Source organism: Bacillus sp. FSL P4-0334, assembly GCF_038004825.1.
Taxonomy (GTDB): domain Bacteria; phylum Bacillota; class Bacilli; order Bacillales; family Bacillaceae; genus Bacillus; species Bacillus velezensis.
In genome coordinates, this window is sequence record NZ_JBBORX010000001.1 from 372,574 (window position 1) to 389,188 (window position 16,615).

General features: G+C 41.9%; 16 protein-coding genes, 1 tRNA gene and 5 pseudogenes. 10 read left to right on the forward strand and 12 right to left on the reverse strand.

From position 1 onward, the window contains the following. Positions 1–19: 19 nt before the first annotated feature. The 4 genes and pseudogenes from NSQ37_RS01905 to NSQ37_RS01920 form a co-directional block, all read right to left on the reverse strand. Positions 20–508 (reverse strand): phenolic acid decarboxylase, encoded by a 489-nt coding sequence (locus tag NSQ37_RS01905; RefSeq protein ID WP_007407400.1) that lies wholly within the window; start codon positions 506–508, stop codon positions 20–22. A gap of 21 nt (positions 509–529) precedes the next feature. Beyond that, complete coding sequence (locus tag NSQ37_RS01910) at positions 530–688, reverse strand: DUF3237 family protein (RefSeq protein WP_007407401.1); 159 nt, start codon at positions 686–688, stop codon at positions 530–532. Between the two features lie 254 nt (positions 689–942). Continuing rightward, positions 943–1,223, reverse strand: a pseudogene (locus tag NSQ37_RS01915) (DUF1433 domain-containing protein). Positions 1,224–1,450: 227 nt separating this feature from the next. Further along, positions 1,451–1,738: a DUF1433 domain-containing protein gene (locus tag NSQ37_RS01920; RefSeq protein ID WP_007407403.1), complete on the reverse strand. Its 288-nt coding sequence runs from the start codon at positions 1,736–1,738 to the stop codon at positions 1,451–1,453. Positions 1,739–1,979: 241 nt separating this feature from the next. On the opposite strand from NSQ37_RS01920, the gene NSQ37_RS01925 reads away from it, so the two are divergent. After that, positions 1,980–2,219 (forward strand): hypothetical protein, encoded by a 240-nt coding sequence (locus tag NSQ37_RS01925; RefSeq protein WP_323740631.1) that lies wholly within the window; start codon positions 1,980–1,982, stop codon positions 2,217–2,219. On the opposite strand, the gene NSQ37_RS01930 is transcribed toward NSQ37_RS01925, so the two are convergent. Next, positions 2,151–2,501 (reverse strand): DUF1433 domain-containing protein, encoded by a 351-nt coding sequence (locus NSQ37_RS01930; protein WP_007407404.1) that lies wholly within the window; start codon positions 2,499–2,501, stop codon positions 2,151–2,153. The genes NSQ37_RS01925 and NSQ37_RS01930 overlap by 69 nt on opposite strands. Positions 2,502–2,567: 66 nt before the next feature. Here NSQ37_RS01930 and NSQ37_RS01935 point away from each other — a divergent pair. Then, a pseudogene (locus tag NSQ37_RS01935) lies at positions 2,568–2,678 on the forward strand (sporulation transcription factor Spo0A); the annotation flags it as partial. Between the two features lie 180 nt (positions 2,679–2,858). Here NSQ37_RS01935 and NSQ37_RS01940 read toward each other — a convergent pair. Continuing rightward, entirely contained in the window at positions 2,859–3,173 is a 315-nt protein-coding gene (locus tag NSQ37_RS01940) for a DUF1433 domain-containing protein (protein WP_020954330.1), read from the reverse strand. 21 nt (positions 3,174–3,194) lie between these two features. Between NSQ37_RS01940 and NSQ37_RS01945 the strand changes: the two are divergent. From NSQ37_RS01945 to NSQ37_RS01960, 4 genes and pseudogenes are all read left to right on the forward strand, one after another. Next, a pseudogene (locus tag NSQ37_RS01945) lies at positions 3,195–4,655 on the forward strand (lipase). A 16-nt stretch (positions 4,656–4,671) separates the two neighbouring features. After that, complete coding sequence (locus NSQ37_RS01950) at positions 4,672–4,983, forward strand: hypothetical protein (RefSeq protein ID WP_015240649.1); 312 nt, start codon at positions 4,672–4,674, stop codon at positions 4,981–4,983. Between the two features lie 5 nt (positions 4,984–4,988). Further along, positions 4,989–5,144 (forward strand): annotated as a pseudogene (locus tag NSQ37_RS01955) (DUF6262 family protein); the annotation flags it as partial. 95 nt (positions 5,145–5,239) lie between these two features. After that, positions 5,240–6,091 carry a pentapeptide repeat-containing protein gene (locus tag NSQ37_RS01960; protein ID WP_160242325.1) on the forward strand — a complete coding sequence of 284 codons (852 nt, stop codon included), beginning with the start codon at positions 5,240–5,242 and terminating at the stop codon, positions 6,089–6,091. Between the two features lie 269 nt (positions 6,092–6,360). Here the strand turns inward: NSQ37_RS01960 and NSQ37_RS01965 are convergent. The 5 genes and pseudogenes from NSQ37_RS01965 to NSQ37_RS01985 form a co-directional block, all read right to left on the reverse strand. Beyond that, positions 6,361–6,822 (reverse strand): annotated as a pseudogene (locus NSQ37_RS01965) (tyrosine-type recombinase/integrase). Positions 6,823–7,139: 317 nt separating this feature from the next. Then, positions 7,140–7,346, reverse strand: a complete 207-nt coding sequence (locus NSQ37_RS01970) for a hypothetical protein (protein WP_236659139.1) — start codon at positions 7,344–7,346, stop codon at positions 7,140–7,142. A gap of 192 nt (positions 7,347–7,538) precedes the next feature. Then, positions 7,539–7,614 (reverse strand) — tRNA-Arg (locus tag NSQ37_RS01975). A 215-nt stretch (positions 7,615–7,829) separates the two neighbouring features. Continuing rightward, positions 7,830–9,299, reverse strand: a complete 1,470-nt coding sequence (locus NSQ37_RS01980) for a glycoside hydrolase family 32 protein (RefSeq protein WP_043020619.1) — start codon at positions 9,297–9,299, stop codon at positions 7,830–7,832. A 14-nt stretch (positions 9,300–9,313) separates the two neighbouring features. Beyond that, positions 9,314–10,546: an MFS transporter gene (locus tag NSQ37_RS01985; protein ID WP_025285330.1), complete on the reverse strand. Its 1,233-nt coding sequence runs from the start codon at positions 10,544–10,546 to the stop codon at positions 9,314–9,316. 390 nt (positions 10,547–10,936) lie between these two features. On the opposite strand from NSQ37_RS01985, the gene NSQ37_RS01990 reads away from it, so the two are divergent. Together NSQ37_RS01990 and clpP are read left to right on the forward strand one after the other, a co-directional pair. Beyond that, positions 10,937–11,911, forward strand: coding sequence for a LacI family DNA-binding transcriptional regulator (locus NSQ37_RS01990; RefSeq protein WP_025285331.1), 975 nt, complete (start codon positions 10,937–10,939; stop codon positions 11,909–11,911). Positions 11,912–12,162: 251 nt separating this feature from the next. Then, on the forward strand, positions 12,163–12,759 hold the full coding sequence (gene clpP, locus NSQ37_RS01995; protein ID WP_003151513.1) for an ATP-dependent Clp endopeptidase proteolytic subunit ClpP: 597 nt from the start codon (positions 12,163–12,165) through the stop codon (positions 12,757–12,759). 43 nt (positions 12,760–12,802) lie between these two features. Here the strand turns inward: clpP and NSQ37_RS02000 are convergent, their stop codons facing one another. Then, complete coding sequence (locus tag NSQ37_RS02000; RefSeq protein WP_043020617.1) at positions 12,803–13,663, reverse strand: LysR family transcriptional regulator; 861 nt, start codon at positions 13,661–13,663, stop codon at positions 12,803–12,805. A gap of 173 nt (positions 13,664–13,836) precedes the next feature. On the opposite strand from NSQ37_RS02000, the gene NSQ37_RS02005 reads away from it, so the two are divergent. Together NSQ37_RS02005 and NSQ37_RS02010 are read left to right on the forward strand one after the other, a co-directional pair. Continuing rightward, on the forward strand, positions 13,837–14,967 hold the full coding sequence (locus NSQ37_RS02005; RefSeq protein ID WP_007407413.1) for a 2-methylaconitate cis-trans isomerase PrpF family protein: 1,131 nt from the start codon (positions 13,837–13,839) through the stop codon (positions 14,965–14,967). Between the two features lie 43 nt (positions 14,968–15,010). Then, positions 15,011–16,387: an MFS transporter gene (locus NSQ37_RS02010; RefSeq protein ID WP_015240656.1), complete on the forward strand. Its 1,377-nt coding sequence runs from the start codon at positions 15,011–15,013 to the stop codon at positions 16,385–16,387. The last annotated feature ends 228 nt before the right edge of the window (positions 16,388–16,615 follow it).

Below are 16,615 nucleotides of genomic sequence, written 5' to 3' on the forward strand. Positions count from 1 at the left end.
AGCTGCCGGGTTTTTTCTCTTATTTTAATTTTCCCGCACGGATATCATCGGTCATTCCTTCGTACGGCGCTTCTGAAATCAGTGCTTCGTTATTGATTCCCGCATTGTTGAGATACGTAATATCCGCAAACTCGGGAACGACATATTTCGGATACGTTTCATATTTCTCACGTGACTCTTTCATCACGTCAATGTAATCATTTTGGTAGCACACCGTGATTTCCGGATGCTCATGCACCCATTTCGGGAAGAAAATAATTCCGTGCATCCGTTTTTCATTCGGCATAAAGTTTAAGGAAACGTCTGTGCCTGTCGGTTCAGTCCATGACACTTTGTATACGCCTTCTGTCAGTTTGACGATATTCACTTCCTGGTCGCGCACCCAGCGGCCGCCCACCATTCCGCTATGAATCCGATAGTCGATGGTATGATCATTTTTAATATAGATTTCATACTCCCAGCCGTTTTCATACGTGTAAATCATATGGCTTCCGATAAAGTTTTCCATGTTGACTCACTCTCCATCTTATTATTGAACTTCATAAATATCTAACCGAATGTCATCCGGCAATCTGACCGCAGCCCCGATAAACAGCCGGTCCTGCAGATGCTGATATGCCTCGCTGCTTGTTTCAAACACAGGCACAGTGCGGAAATACACGTGCTCGGGATCAATGATGCGGTTCACTGACTCATAAATGACTTTTTTAAAGAAGGTTCATTCAAGGACGTATCACCTCCCGAGATATTATGTTTATTTAAACATGTAACTATTTACATGTTTAATTGTAACGCTGTTAAAATGGACTGTCAAATAATGAGCTGTTCCGGTTATGTTTTTCAGTGTTCAATAAAAAAAGACAAGGGCGGCACATGCCGAAACCCTTGTCTTTTTCATTTGCTGTATACTCATATATCAAAAAACGCCAGACGAGCGTCTTCTTAGTAATCGCAATCTTTATCTCTGCATTCTTTCTTACAGCGTCTATTGAGTGCCCCATGATCTTGTCATTTGCCTTATCGTAAATACCATCGAATTTATTCGATGTATCACCGTTGTAATAGCCAAATACCTCTATCCCGCCCATTGGATCTATTTCGTATTTATCTTTAAATGTAACGTTATGTATGCCTTCATAATTCGATTTGATAAATTTCTCCATTCGTTCTTGAGCAATCTTTATCTCTTCAGCCTGAGCATTTTTATCATTACTATTCTTCATTATAAAACTTCCGGCTGCTATTAAGATAATGAACATAATAATATATTTTTCACAGAAACATCCGTATCATCAGTTATGATGAAGCTCGCGGACTAAACGACCGGTGACATCCGGTGCATTAATTCATACAAAAACAGACGCCATTTAGGCGACTTAAAGTTTTTCTTCAATGTTCACAGCGGATCATATAAACCGGCAAACAAGAGAACTTCTTTATTTTGCGTCTTTTAGTATTCACATTCTTTTTCCTGACATTCGGGTTTCTCTTCCGCATCGACTGACGAAACTCCTATTTCATCATTCGTTTTGTCATAAAGTCCGAAAAATTCTTTTTCCTTATTACCATTCAAGTACCCCTTCACGGAAATACCACCCATAGGATTTATTTTATAATCGTTAATGTATGTAATTTGCTTTATATCTTTGTGATTAGCTTTTATATAGCTTTCCATTTTATTTTTCGCTTGGTTAAAAAGTTCTTGCTCTGCTTCTTTTTTACTATGGTGGTACCTCATGTAGGTACTTCCTGACGCTATAGTTATTACAAATATCAGGACAATCATGTATTTCTTCACAGACTCATCCTTTCTTAGATTAAATTTACATCAACCTCAGAGTGTTGTACATGTCTAAAAAACATCAATGTATCAAATATCAGTGATCGAGATTACTTTTATATAAGCGTTAGTTAGACTAGCCTAAAGGGTGTGTGAATTTCTAAAAAAGTTTATAGTCAGATCTAGATTTAATAAAGTTATGAAGGAGAAGGGAATTCAAAGCCAGAAGGAATTGGCTGATTTAGTTGGTTCAACTGATGTTACGATAAGCAGATTTAAAACAAATACAAGATATGATATCACAACACTATTCATTATTAAATTAGAGGAAGAGCAATACAACAAAATTAGTCCAGCTCGATTGAGCAGGCTAATTTATCTTGTACAAAGAAAGCTTATCTTTACATTCTTCTTTTGGTTCGGCATCAACCGTATATGATAATATTTCTTTATTGCCTGGATCATACAGACCTTCAAACTCTTTTTCTCCGTTAGTATAACCCTTAACACTAATACCATCCATTGGATTAATATAATAATTCTCAGAAAAATGGATATCATCCGCATTTTTATAGTTCGTTGTTAAAAACTTTTCCATATGATTCTGGGCTTCTTCGAGTAGAGCAAACTCTTTTTCCTTTTGATCATACCGATGCTTCATAAAAAGTCCCCCAACTGCTATAATTATTAAAATAAGGATAATTATGTACTTTTTCTTCATTTGGAAATCAACCCCTTCCTATAAATAACTGTCGTTCTTAAGTAAACGAAATGAGCGAAAACTCGATATGAATATACTTTCAGCATGTCAAAAGCAAAGCTAACCAATTCAGAATTCATCGCGATTGTTGCTGACAAGTTAAGATTGGAACTTAAAGCGAGTGAAATGCTGATCTGACGTTTTTCCTATCGTTGAGTTGTCATGATATTTGTACCGTTAATATCGGGGATACCTCGACAAATGAGACGGTAGAGGCGATTGATCTCAGGAATAGGTTTGAACTGTATGAGAAACATATCTCGAATCTTGTAAGATAATTAAACAAAATAAATACCCACTCATCCTGAGGTGGGTATTTTACCTTTCTTCGGCATTGACCACTGAAATCCCTATCTCCTTGTTCGTTGGATCATATATACCGGAAAATTCTTTTTCTTTATTATTATTTATGTAGCCTGAAACTTCAACTCCGCCTGTCGGATCGATATTGTAGTCTTTTGAAAAATGAACTTCCTTTACATTTTTATAGTCTTTTTTCAAGTAATTCTTCATGTGCTCTTGCGCCTCAATCACAAGTTTTTCTTCGTTTTTATGTTTATCATATTGATGCTTCACGAAAAAAACTCCCACTGCTATAATTATAACAATTAGGATAATAATGTATTTTCTCATGCGTATCATCCTTTCGGAACTATTTTACAATATAAGAAAGGTGATGTATATTTCACAAAAGGAAAAGAAATAACCGTCTCTGATGTCACAGATAAAGAATATTACCGTTTGTTTGAGTCAAGCAGCTTACAATTATAAAATGTTAGCCCTGCATATGAAATATAAAACTCCTTACAAAATAAGTAAGCGTCATATTGGTACGTTGAGAAAGCGCAGCAGGGTTCTGATACGGGGCTTGATGCCTTTGTATTCTCAAAAGGCATCAAGACAAAAAGCAGAAAATGGATCAAATCAAAAAACCCCGAAAACGTGGTCGTCGCCTTTGCGGGAACCGATATCGCAAAAGATCCGATCAATGACGGCGCAAAAGCGGACGGCAGCAATATTGTTTTCGGAAATGATCCGAAAAAAGAAGTACATTATATTGTAAAAAAAGACGCAAAGGATACATCAAAAACACTCGGAACCTATCACGGAACGCCCTCTCAAGACGCCATGCTCACAACCGGAAAGTATAAGCTGATGACGAAAACATCGCAAATCGATCAAGCCGATCAGCTGGTACGCAGCGTAAAGAAAAAGTATGCCGGAACGTCAACGATTATTTCAACAACCGGCCATTCACTCGGCGGCGCTGAGGCCGAATACAGCGCGGTGAATAATGATGTGTATGCCGTCGCGTTTAACAGTCCTTCCGTCGTGAAACTGCACGATGAGGAAACACAGAAAGACATCAACAGCGGCATTTACGATCCTTACATCCGGTCAATTATCAATCCGGACGACATGGTCGGGGCGGGTTATTGGAACGAATATGACCGCCACAACGGGACAACGATTTATACGAAAAACCCCTCGCTCTCACAGTTCAGCCGGAAGCAGCGGCTTGATGGGAACTTAAACGAGCAGATCAGCAAGAATCTCGCTTATTTCTTCACTACCGTCATTCTGAGAAATCCGGATACACACGGCTTAAACGAAGCGAATTTCATATTTGACAGAAACGGAACTATCGCAAATCCGAACGGAGATGAATTAGTCTTTGACAAAAACCTCGGCGCTCTTCTGCCGGCCGGTGCGATCGGAAGCGGAGACGCGATAAAAGTAACGCCGACAAACGCAAAGAAGCTGGCTGAAAAGGTGCAGGCCATGGCTGAGGATTTGCGGACGATGAAAAAAGAAGCGCAGAACGCCTATCAGGAGCACGATGAAAAAATCGCCGAGCTGAAAACAGAATTCTACGGTCAAGTCGGACACGGCTTGTTTGACCAGCTTCAATCACAGGACGTGACCAATACCATTGAAGATATTGCGCTATCTTACGAGAAAGGCCCGATTTTTTACGACACTCAGGCTGAGCAGGCGTTTATTGATTCTTTGCAGGCGGCGATCACGGACCTAGAAGAGATCGGCGGATTCTTACATAAAATAGCAGACGAATTTCAGGAAAAAGACCAGATGCTCGCAAACTGGTTAAGATGATAGAGGTGGATACATAATGCCGACATTAGACGAACTTTTAGAACACAAGGACGACCCGATGAAGAAAAGGCTGCAGCGGCAGATGCTGAAAACCGTCATGACACAGGCAGCGGGGACAAAACTGGAGACAGTGCGCCGAACGCTGAAACCGACATTCGAAATGGATACGTTGAAAGATGAATTATATGAAGTGTATTCAGCACTATTGAACAGCTTTGAAGGTAAGGCGCAAAAAGCTCTCGCACAGCGGATCAGTGAAAGTGCCAAGCTTATTGTTAATGTGGAGAACGACGGAGAAACTTTCGTTAATAGCTTTAAAACGAGATAAAAAGCCCCTCTGCAAAGCAAGTTAAGTATGAAATGAACGAAAATAATAAAGATGCGATTATCGAGTCATTAAAGCGGAAAGTTAAGCGCCTAGAGCATGAGAACAAAGATTTTAGAAACCAATTAAAAGTAGCGTATGCAGAAGTCTACAAAAAGTTCTAGTTGACAAGGTATTTATTATTTAACAATCAAGATTGTTTAGGAATCTCGTATATTAAACTCAAAAGTTATTTAACTAAAGATAAGAGGGTATAAAAATGGATAATGAAACAGCCAAAAATATTAGAGAAAGTTTAACGGCTGATTGTACGAAGTGCTTTGGACTTTGCTGCACAGCGCTTAATATTGTAGCATCAAGCGATTTTCCAATTAACAAGCCAGCAGGTGCACCTTGTGTTAATTTACAATCTGATTATGGTTGTCAAATTCACAGCAACTTACAAGAGAAAGGTTTTAAGGGCTGTACAGTGTTTGACTGTTTAGGTTCTGGACAAGTTGTTTCTCAAATTACTTTTAAAGGTCAAAGTTGGCGAGATAATCCTGAAATTCGAGAAAAAATGTTCCGAGTGTTTCCGATCATGGAACAAATACATGAAATGATTGCGTACACGGCAGAAGCCTTGTCGTATGACATTCCCCATGATTTGTCTGATAAATTGAGTGTGCAGTTAAAAGAATTGCAGAACTTAACAAAACTCGATGCTGAAGAATTATTATCTCTTGATCTAGTGGTGTACAGATTTCCATTAAACAAATTGCTTTCGGAAACCAGCGAGTATATTCGGGAAAGCTTAATTTCAAAGTTACCTGACACTAAAAATGCCAAGAATTATAATTACGAAAGAGCCGATTGGATTGGCAAAAAGTTAAGAGGTAAAGATTTAAGGGCGTTAGATTTAAGGGGAGCATATTTAATTGCTGCAGATATGAGGAATGCAGATTTAAGAGGTGTTGATTTTATTGGCGCTGATTTGCGTGATGCTGATTTAAGGGGAGCAGACTTATCTACGAGTATGTTTTTAACTCAAATGCAAATTAATTCGGCTAAAGGTGATGTAAAGACAACATTCCCCTCTCATATACAACGACCTTCCCATTGGATTAACTAATTTTGTTCAGTTTGAGTATTGAAGGAAACTTTTTGAAGATGGTCTTACTATCAGTCTTAGGAAAGCACATATTAGTCATGAATAATATATGCTTTATGCTTTCCTTTATTTTTGAGGATTTTTATAATTTAGGTCTTGATAATACTGTGCCACCCGGTATCTGTAGCGTGTGGAGTTCGGGGAATTTAGCTTTCCGATATAATAGACGTAGGCTAGGACGTTCTTTCTTTCGGATTTATTTCCGCTGGATGGCGTTCTTTTTTTTGTTTTTAAATCTTTAACGTGTCGTTTCGACTTGCTTTTCTGTATTGCTCGATTACGATATCGTCTACATAATGGAGATATATTTCTGTAGAAGCGAGGTCAGCGTGCCCCATTATTTTTTGTAGGGAACGTATATCACCGCCGTTTCTCAGATAGTTAATCGCAAAGGAATGTCGTAAGCTGTGAAGGCTCGGTCGGCATTCCTTTTTTTAATCCGCCATTTCCCCGTACTTCGCAGCTCTCTTCCGCAAGTGATCTTTCGCAATCTTCTCTCCGTATTGATTAACGAAAACATGCGTAAAAGTACCGAAATACTCCGTCATTTCCGTTAGTAATTGCCGCAACTCTTCCGCGACCTGTTCAGTCATCGGTACCATTCTGTTCTTACGGTTCTTGTTGACGGCGCCCGGCAGCATAATAACGAGGTTGTCAAAGTCGATATCTTCCAGTGAGTCCTTCAAGCTCATTCGAGCGAAGCCCGCACTTCAGCGCAATAAGGAACGCTACATAATCGCGAAAGCCCGGAAACGTATCTTTATCGATCATTTTAAAGAAACGCCGCACTTGACTATCCGTGAGCATTTTTATTGTCTTTTCATCGACTTGCAGCTTCGTTACTCTTTTCGCTGGATTCTCGTTTAGAAGTCCGCGCTTAGTCATTCGGCTAAGGATCGACTTTATGCCGCCTAAACGGATATTTATCGTTACAGACGAAAGATCTCGTATGTTTAGCATCGTTGTAATATAAGACCGCAGATGATCTTCCGTGAGGTCCGTCACGTTATCAGACGGCATGATACCGACTACCTCCGTGAATTCGGCCCAATACTTGATAATCATTGATCGTTCTATCGCGATAGTTCTCCGTTACATATAATTCGCAAACGATTTCCAACGCTTCATGAACGGTCTTCACCGCTTTGAAGTTCTTCACTATTCCGTCAGTCTCGCGCCGATTCCTGACGCCTTGCCTCCGCTTTAAAACCGCCATAACAAAAAACCTCCCGGATTTATTTATCCGCGAGGTTACGTTTGCTGAATCGGACTATTTCGTTTTAGGAGAAGCGAGCCGACCGATTAAAGCCAGGCCCGTTCTTTACCGGTTCGCGTCCTTTCGGACACTTTTCGTACACTTAACGGACCGTCGGAAAACGTTGATATGACGGGGTTATAACGTATTGGACGCGCTCGGAGGGATTCGAACCCCCGACAGACGTGGTACCGGAAACCACCGCTCTATCCAACTGAGCTACGAGCGCACGTTTTTTCAATCAGATACCTTTATATTATAATAAAGAAACGCGCAGAAAGCAACTCTTTTTTGATAATGCACAACAGGATTATGCAGCGTCCTCATGCAGCATAATCCTGCATCGTTTACCGGCATTGATTTTCACAAAAAACTCATTTCAGGCGGACTGCCCCCGGCTCGGTACATTTTCAATCACTGCGGAAAAAGCGGTAATCACCCGTTTCAGCTTTTTTTCCAAATATCTTTTAACGTCCAATAGGTGAATTCCTCAACTTTTACGGCGCCTTTCTCAGAAAACAGCTCAATCCCCAATCTGCCTTCATTCGGATAGATACGGCTTGTCATCGTTGTTTCTCCATGATTGGCGAATACTTCAATCGAGGATCTGTCAATAAAGATACGCAGCGCCAGCTTGCCGTTTGTATCCGTCTGCACCCTTCTCACACCGTCTTTCGCTTTCCCCATCTTGGTGCAATCAAGCGTCAGCTTTTTATCCGTTAGATTGTATGTCAGCACAAGTTCTTCTTCATCAAGGCCGCGAATCTTAAAACCTGCCGTTTCGGCATCGGAATCGTTCACATCAAACACGGCCCGGACTTCAAGCAGGTCTTCCGACGTCTTTGCCAAGTAACTCCCTGAAAGCGATCGTCCGGCACATTCCCGGTATTCCATTTTCCGCAGCTGCTTGGTTTCTTCCACGGGATTCATCAAAAGTTTATGATCATCACGCAAAGTCAGTTCTCGCGGCAAAGTCAGTGCACCGCACCATCCGTCCGCTTTTGTCGGCATCTCAGATTCCCACATATCCATCCAGCCGATAGCAATTCTGCGTCCTTTATCATCTAATAATGTTTGCACGGCGTAAAAGTCATGTCCGTGATCCAGTTCTTTAAAAGCGCCGTGTGTAAATTTGTTTGTTTCATCATGATAGTCACCGATTAAATAACCGGTTTGATGTAAATTTTGATATGAATCACCGTCCGCCTCGATCCCCTGGGGCGAAATCAGCAGGACATGCTTGCCGCCTAATTCAAAGAAATCAGGACATTCCCACATATAGCCGAGATTACCGTCACTTTGGGCGAGAACCCCCGCGTATTCCCAATCACGCAAATCAGGTGAACGGTATAAAACGACCCGTCCGACGTTTTCTTTTGAAGAGTTGCCGATGACCATATACCAAACATCGCGATGCTTCCATACTTTCGGATCGCGGAAATGACGGGCGCTGTCTTCCGGCGGTTCCGCAATAACAGGGTTTTCCTGAAGCTTTTCAAACACGGTTCCATCTTGGCTGACAGCGATATTTTGAGTTTGATAGAATAGGTCTTTCTCTTGATCAATTATATTATGTCCTGTATAGATGAGGGCTAATCTTCCATGATCATCGACCGCGCTTCCCGAAAAACAGCCGCTTTGGTCGAATGCATCGCCCGGAGCTAAGGCAACCGGCAGGTGCTCCCAATGAATGAGATCTTTACTTTTTACATGTCCCCAATGCATCGGCCCCCAATGCTCATCATACGGATGATGCTGAAAAAAGACGTGGTATTCTCCTTTAAACTGAATAAGCCCGTTCGGATCATTCATCCAATTCGCCCGGGGCATAATATGGTACCCCAATCGATACCTTTGTTTCACTTTACCCTCGGCTTCCTTCAAAGCTTCTTCCGCCTGCTGAATTCTATCCATTTGTAACATCCTCTCTATCCGATTTTTTGCAGACGCTGGACACGCCTGCTGTTTTGTTTCGGGCCCAATAAAGTAAATATGGAGATGACGGTAAAACCGAAGACGACGATTCCCATGATGAGATAGGTTTGACGGAACCCCGCACTGTCATATAATCCTCCCGCAAGCGGCGACAGAATCGACGCGCCTGCCTGAGATGCGAATTGAAAACCAACGAGATAAAGGACGGACGACAGACGCGTATCAAAATTGGCAGCCAAATATTTAAAAACGGCGATCAGCATAATCGGCAATTCCAGTGCGTGGATGAGTTTCATTGATGAAATGCCTACAGGCTCAACTGCAATTCCGGACCCGACGATGCGGAAAGCCATTAAAAACCCCGCTAAAATCAAACTGTTTTTCGCCCCGAACTTATTGACGATAAAAGGCGCAAGAAACATCATGCCGGCCTCCAAAAACACCTGGAATGAATTAAGATAGCCGAATACTTGGTTACCCATCGACACTGAAGGAAACAAAGACGCATAGTAGATCGGGAACTGCTGATCATATACGCCGTAAATGCAAGTCACCCCGATAATGTACATCATAAAAAACCAGAAATCTCTTAGTAAAAAGAGCCGCCCCACATCTTTTAACCGGACCGAATCCGCTCTGTTTTTCTCATGATCGGTCATTTCTATTTTCACGGACATGATAATGGCCGTTAATATGACGGCGGAAACAGACGCGATCCAGAAGTTGATATTGGGATTGATATTGAAAAGCTGCCCTGCAAAAAATGCAGCCGCCGCCCAGCCCAGCGAGCCCCACATTCTTGATTTTCCATACTCGAAATCATACTTACGGCTGACCTTTTCAATGTACGTTTCAATCGCGCCTATCCCCGCCAAAAAAGCGGCTCCCAAATATAAGCCTCCGACAACGGCGCCAAGAAAGACGTTGTATTGTAAAAGCGGCCCATAGACGAAGATATAAAATGGACCCGTGAATATGAGAAGACAGCTGATCATAAACAATATCTTTTTCTTCAGCCCCAATTTGTCAGAGATAAAACCGTAAAGAGGCTGCATGCAGAGAGCAAATACGGCGTTTACAGAAAAGATAATGCCTGTCGCTGATCCGTTTAAATTGATTTCCTGTCCTAACCAAATCGCAAATAAAGAATAGCTGGAAGACCAAGTAAAAAAGAAAAAGAAGAAATAAGCACTCAGTTTCCAATACAGACTTTTTGAGCTTTTCATTTGCACCGCTCCTTTAATAGGACCTTTTAATAGCCGTTTTAGAGCCGCATACTTCCTTCTTCATTTTCATCACATACATGCGATCTCTGAGTAAGCGCTTACTTTCTATCGCTGCTTAATTCTTTCACTTTATTGCCGCCAGCCATCTCTCCATACCCGTCACTTCCCTTCACCCTTTAAATAAAGCGCTTTCAAAAAGAATTGTATGTCAACCGGTTCCATATGTCAATCGGTTGACATATAATTTTCTGATTATTTTAATCAAACAAAACGCACCCTCTTTATATGAAAACAGAAACACGGAATGTCCTTGCACATGTCAGCCTGATTCTCTAAAATAAGTGCGTGACGGAAATTGTAAGCCATTTCAGTAAGCAGGAGGGCACGGGAATGAAGCCTAACATTCATGATGTTGCGAAAATAGCGGGAGTTTCATCTACAACCGTTTCGCGGGTATTAAATAACCGCGGCTATATCAGCGAAAAAACAAAAGAAAAAGTGTACAAGGCGATGGAAGAAATCAATTACTTTCCAAACGATCTGGCCCGCTCTTTATTCCGAAAACGAACCAATTTAATAGGGCTTATCATCCCAAACTCCAGCAATCCGTTTTTCGGCGAACTCGCCTTTCATATTGAAAGCATTTGTACGTCCATGGGCTACAAACTGCTGCTTTGCAACAGTTTACATCGAAAGGATAAGGAAGAAAAATATTTGGAGATGCTGATAAGAAACCAAGTGGACGGCGTGATCGCCGTGACTTACAACCGGGGAATTCTCAATTATCACAAGCAAAATCTGCCGATTGTCGCCATTGATCATTACTTATCGGACACGATTCCCGTCGTCGGCTCAGACAACTATGACGGCGGAAAAAAGGCGGCAGAACTGCTGATTGAAAAAGAGTGCCGGCACATCGTCCATATCAACGGCCCGATTGAACTCGAAACACCGGCAAACCTCAGAAGAAAAGCATACGAAGACGTCATGCATGAACACGGACGGAAGCCTATTACATATGAAGTACCCTTTTATCAGCATTACCATGACATTATTTCTACATTATTCGATGAACAGCCCGACACCGACGGAATTTTTGCCAGCGATGATATCATGGCGGCTGCAGTGATGACCGAGGCCAAAAAACGGGGAATAGACATCCCGAATCAATTAAAAGTGATCGGTTATGACGGCACTGAAACCGTTCAATCGGTTCTGCCGGACTTAACGACCATCCAGCAGCCGATTGAATTGATTTCCAAAACAGCCATCGAGATTTTAGCAAAAGAAATTGAAGGCGAATTTGATGATTTGCCGCTGGAAACGTATTTGCCGGTACGGCTTTTGGAAGGGCGGACAACGTAGTCAGACCCTTCCAAAAGCAGTACGTAGCGACGCGATTGCGGTCTATTTTGAGCGCTCCGGCCATATCATTTTCTCAAGGCTCCGGCATTGATCATCCTCATTTTCACTTTGCTGTTTGAACTTTTTGTTTTATGGGAAAAATGGTGTTAGAAGAAAAGGTTGGCATTTTGGTCAGCGTTTTGTTTGACCTTTATTGACCAAAAATGTATCATGTAAATACATACTTACCTAAAAGGTGAAGGAGGAGCATTATGAATTTAATACCTACAGTCATTGAACAAACGAACCGCGGAGAAAGAGCTTATGACATTTACTCCCGTCTTTTGAAGGACCGTATTATCATGCTTGGATCTGCGATTGATGACAACGTTGCGAACTCCATCGTGTCACAGCTTTTATTCCTTGAAGCGGAAGACCCTGAAAAAGATATTTCCATTTATATTAACAGCCCTGGCGGATCAATCACTGCCGGTATGGCAATCTATGATACAATGCAGTTCATTAAACCGAAAGTATCCACGATCTGCATCGGTATGGCCGCTTCTATGGGAGCATTTTTACTTGCAGCCGGAGAAAAAGGCAAACGTTACGCGCTTCCTAACAGTGAAGTTATGATTCACCAGCCGCTTGGCGGAGCGCAAGGACAGGCGACAGAAATTGAAATCGCGGCAAAACGCATTCTCTTGCTTCGCGACAAATTAAACAAAGTGCTTGCTGAACGTACCGGCCAGCCGCTTGAAGTCATTGAGCGCGATACAGACCGCGACAACTTCAAATCAGCTGATGAAGCCTTAGAATACGGCTTAATCGATAAAGTGCTGACACGCAATACAGAAGACCAGAAGTAATGCCAAAAAAACCTGCAAGAGCTGATGTCTCTTGCAGGTTTTTTTATGCTTTATTCCCATTCAAAAAAGTAATGAATGCTTTGACGACAGATAATTCTAACGCTGAAGAATTATACATAAGCCAAGTATCGCGTATCACAGGCTCGTTATTTTTATAGGATAGCGCCAATGTGTATAATTCATCAGAAGGCTGAAGACAGATTTCTGGCACAACAGAATAACCGAGACCGTTTTTCACCATCTCTTTACAGGTTTCCTGCCTGTCTACCTCCATCGCAATGAAAGGCGGTTCAGTAAATTGGTTATTCCACCATTTTTGAATCAAACTTTTCAAAGAAGCATCAGTTTGATAATAAATCATCGGCAATTTGGGAAGGTCCTCACTGTTGATTTCAGTTTTTGAAATAAGGTACAGTCTCTCTTCATTTAGCAGTTGTTTTTCCCCTTGCCAATCATAATTTCCCCTCATAATCCCTAGGTGTACCCCCGAATGATGAAGCAGATCCATCACCTTCGCACTCCATCCCGTATTGACGTGGAATTGAACAGACGGATACTGATCAGAAAACCGTTTTAGAATCGCCGGGAGCTTATACTGAGCAAAATTGCTTGAGACTCCTAATCTGAGAACCCCGCTGACTTCATGGCTCATATTGAGCATATCATCCTTCACTCTTCTGAATTCCTGCAGCATCTCTTTCGAATAATCAACCAGATGTTCACCTTCTGAAGTGAACTCCATCCCTTTTTTTCTTTTATAAAAAAGGCGCACTCCGAATTGTGCTTCCAGGTTTTTGAGCCGATAACTTAACGCCGGCTGTGTCATATATAATCGCTCTGCCGCCTTCGTCATATTTTTTTCTTCGAATAATGTAATGAGCACAATCCAATCCTTTTCATCCATATGAAATCCCCCAAAATATTTTTCTGCTATAAAATTTCCTCATATTATAAAAGTTTTTTATTCAACTTTATAAAAATTATATGTTTTACTTATAATCCTTATTTATCATACGATATTTTCCAAAGGGACCGGTACCTTTTTATCCACACAAAATGATGTAAGGATGAGACAGCATGGAAAAAGTTCCTGTAACCGTCATGAGAGGCGGCACCAGCAAAGGCGTTTTTATTCATCAAAAAGACATGCCAGACGATACAAACCTATGGAGCGATTTTCTTTTAGACATTATGGGGAGCCCTGACGAGAGACAAATTGACGGTCTCGGCGGCGGCCATTCTCTCACAAGCAAGGCAGCCATTATTAAGAAATCCGCCAGAAAGGATGCAGATGTTGAGTATACGTTTGCTCAGGTCAGTTTGACTGACCATTTTACCGACTTCAAAGGCAATTGCGGAAATATCTCTTCTGCCGTAGGCCCTTATGCTATTGAGAAAGGGCTCGTTCAAGCTGAAGAGCCGGTTACAAAAGTCAGAATGTTAAATACAAACACTCAAAAAGTGATCGTAGCAGAAGTTGAAGTCAGAAATGGAACATTTCATTACCAGGGGGACTGCTCTATCCCCGGGGTTCCAGGTACAGCTTCTCCTATTTATCTTTCATTTCACCAGGCTGAAGGAGCGGTGACCGGTAAGCTGTTTCCCACTGGTCAGCCTATTGATGTTCTCGATACACCGTATGGAAATATCTCGGTCTCGATTATTGATTACGCTAATCCGCTTGTCTTTGTAAAAGCAGAGGACACGGGGCTTACCGGCTTAGAACTTCCGGATGAATATACTCCGGATATATTGGAAAAGCTCGAAATGATCCGATCGATTGCAGCCGAGAAATGCAGATTCGCTCCGAGACATGAGGCTGCTGCAAAATCACCGGCCGTACCAAAACTAACATTAATCTCATCTCCAGCGGATTATATCGATACAAAAGGGATAAAGAGACACGCAGAAGAGATGGATCTTGTCATTCGTATGATGTCCATGCAAAAACCGCATCAAGCTTTAGCCATTACAGGGGCGGTTTGTACGACTGCCGGCATGCTATTGCAGGATACAATATTATCTGAATTTTCATTCTATGGAAGAACAATTCGATTGGGACATCCAAGCGGCATTTTAGAAACCGAGGCAGATGTTGATCCGGATGGAACAACGATTAAAGTAGTACGCACAGCAAGAAAAATCTCTGAAGGCTATGTGTTTACAAAGCAAAGTTACAACCTGAATACGCTGAATCACATTGGTTAATACCAGTCTTCAGACAAGTCAAAGATAAACGGAGGAATACGAGATGATCAATGTAAATGCGTCTAATCGATTAAACAGACTGCCTTTTTCAAGGGCCCATCAAGCAGTGCTCGTTATCCTTTCATTCGCTTACTTTTTTGATTTTATCGATTTAAATACGTTTTCATATGCGGCGCCTTCACTTTTAAAGGAATGGAACATTTCGACTCATACCATCGCTTTTATTACGTCTGTCTCCTATTTCGGAATGTTTATCGGCGCCTCTGCCGGAGGATGGTTTTCAGACCGTTTCGGAAGGAAAAAAGGTTTAATTCTGGTTGTCACTTTTTTCTCTTTCTTCTCCCTCCTCTCTTCTCTGGCTTGGAACCCAGAAATACTCGGTGTTTTTAGATTTCTTACGAGTTTAGGTATCGGCGCCACAACGATTGTGGCAAGTACGTATATCAGCGAATTTTTCCCATCCGCAACTAAGGGTAAGTACCAGGCAATCTGTATTACAATCGGCATATGCGGAATTCCTGCAGCCGGCTGGGTGGCTAAATTGGTCGTGCCGTCCGCCTCTTACGGCTGGCGGTTTATCTTTCTATTCGGCGCGGTCGGTATTTTTTTTCCGCTGATCGCCAGAAAACTGGAAGAATCACCGAAATGGCTGGACACGAAAGGAAAAAGCGAACAAGCACACCGCATTCTGCTTGAACTGGAGGCAAAAGCAGAAAAAGAAAAGGGTGAACTGCCTGAACCAGCTCCGGCTCTGCGAAGCAGACAAACCGCTGTAAAATCCGTTCCATATCGGACGTTATTTCAAAAGCCTTTGGCAGGAAGAACTTTTGTTTTAATGACGATGTGGGCAGCTTCCACGATTGCAATTCAAGGCTTTGGCACGTGGGTTCCCACCCTTTTGGTAAAAGAAGGCGTATCAATGGATGAGTCTATCGTATACGTCACTCTGGGAACGATCGGTGCCCCACTGGGCGCTCTCATTGCGTCGCAAATCTCTGACCGTGTGGATCGAAAGTGGGCCATTTCTGTTTTATCGTTAATTATTATGGCGCTTGGATTCTTTTATGGCATCAATCCTTTGCCGATGGTCATTGTCATATGCGGATTTCTCATGCATATGTTTGAGCGTACTTTCAGTTCGATCGCATATGCCTATACGCCGGAATTATATCCGGTTGAAGCCAGGGCATCTGGAAATGGCCTCACTTACGGCGTAGGACGTCTTGCGAATGTAGCCGGTCCCTTTGTCGTCAGTTTCCTGTATTCAGGCTACGGATTTTTAAGTGTTTTCTTGTTTTTTACAGGCTGCTGGTTTCTTTGTGCACTGACAGTCGGTATATTTGGAATCAGTTCAAAAAAACAAAAGATGCAGCAGGATGATTTCATATCGGAGGAAACATTCGTGCAACAAAAGTTGTAAACGCATACAGTCTGCAAACCGCAAAACATCCATCTCCTCTGAGGAAATGGATGTTCTTCTTTCAACCCCAACAGCATTCTCTTTCTCATCTTATTCTCATACATATGTCTTATCCTGAAGAAAGGTGTGATACGCATGAGAAAGAGAAAACGATTTCCAGAAAGAAAAGGTATTCTATAGGCGGAGAATTTTCCATCAGAATAGATTAGATGCAACCGCCGAAACATA

What these genes read in the sequence shown, in the direction of transcription:
- NSQ37_RS01905 (WP_007407400.1), bottom strand. Translation starts at nt 508, where the DNA reads ATGGAAAACTTTATCGGAAGCCATATGATTTACACGTATGAAAACGGC.
- NSQ37_RS01920 (WP_007407403.1), bottom strand. Translation starts at nt 1,738, where the DNA reads ATGAGGTACCACCATAGTAAAAAAGAAGCAGAGCAAGAACTTTTTAAC.
- NSQ37_RS01925 (WP_323740631.1), top strand. Translation starts at nt 1,980, where the DNA reads ATGAAGGAGAAGGGAATTCAAAGCCAGAAGGAATTGGCTGATTTAGTT.
- NSQ37_RS01930 (WP_007407404.1), bottom strand. Translation starts at nt 2,501, where the DNA reads ATGAAGAAAAAGTACATAATTATCCTTATTTTAATAATTATAGCAGTT.
- NSQ37_RS01940 (WP_020954330.1), bottom strand. Translation starts at nt 3,173, where the DNA reads ATGAGAAAATACATTATTATCCTAATTGTTATAATTATAGCAGTGGGA.
- NSQ37_RS01950 (WP_015240649.1), top strand. Translation starts at nt 4,672, where the DNA reads ATGCCGACATTAGACGAACTTTTAGAACACAAGGACGACCCGATGAAG.
- NSQ37_RS01960 (WP_160242325.1), top strand. Translation starts at nt 5,240, where the DNA reads ATGGATAATGAAACAGCCAAAAATATTAGAGAAAGTTTAACGGCTGAT.
- NSQ37_RS01970 (WP_236659139.1), bottom strand. Translation starts at nt 7,346, where the DNA reads ATGGCGGTTTTAAAGCGGAGGCAAGGCGTCAGGAATCGGCGCGAGACT.
- NSQ37_RS01980 (WP_043020619.1), bottom strand. Translation starts at nt 9,299, where the DNA reads ATGGATAGAATTCAGCAGGCGGAAGAAGCTTTGAAGGAAGCCGAGGGT.
- NSQ37_RS01985 (WP_025285330.1), bottom strand. Translation starts at nt 10,546, where the DNA reads ATGAAAAGCTCAAAAAGTCTGTATTGGAAACTGAGTGCTTATTTCTTC.
- NSQ37_RS01990 (WP_025285331.1), top strand. Translation starts at nt 10,937, where the DNA reads ATGAAGCCTAACATTCATGATGTTGCGAAAATAGCGGGAGTTTCATCT.
- clpP (WP_003151513.1), top strand. Translation starts at nt 12,163, where the DNA reads ATGAATTTAATACCTACAGTCATTGAACAAACGAACCGCGGAGAAAGA.
- NSQ37_RS02000 (WP_043020617.1), bottom strand. Translation starts at nt 13,663, where the DNA reads ATGGATGAAAAGGATTGGATTGTGCTCATTACATTATTCGAAGAAAAA.
- NSQ37_RS02005 (WP_007407413.1), top strand. Translation starts at nt 13,837, where the DNA reads ATGGAAAAAGTTCCTGTAACCGTCATGAGAGGCGGCACCAGCAAAGGC.
- NSQ37_RS02010 (WP_015240656.1), top strand. Translation starts at nt 15,011, where the DNA reads ATGATCAATGTAAATGCGTCTAATCGATTAAACAGACTGCCTTTTTCA.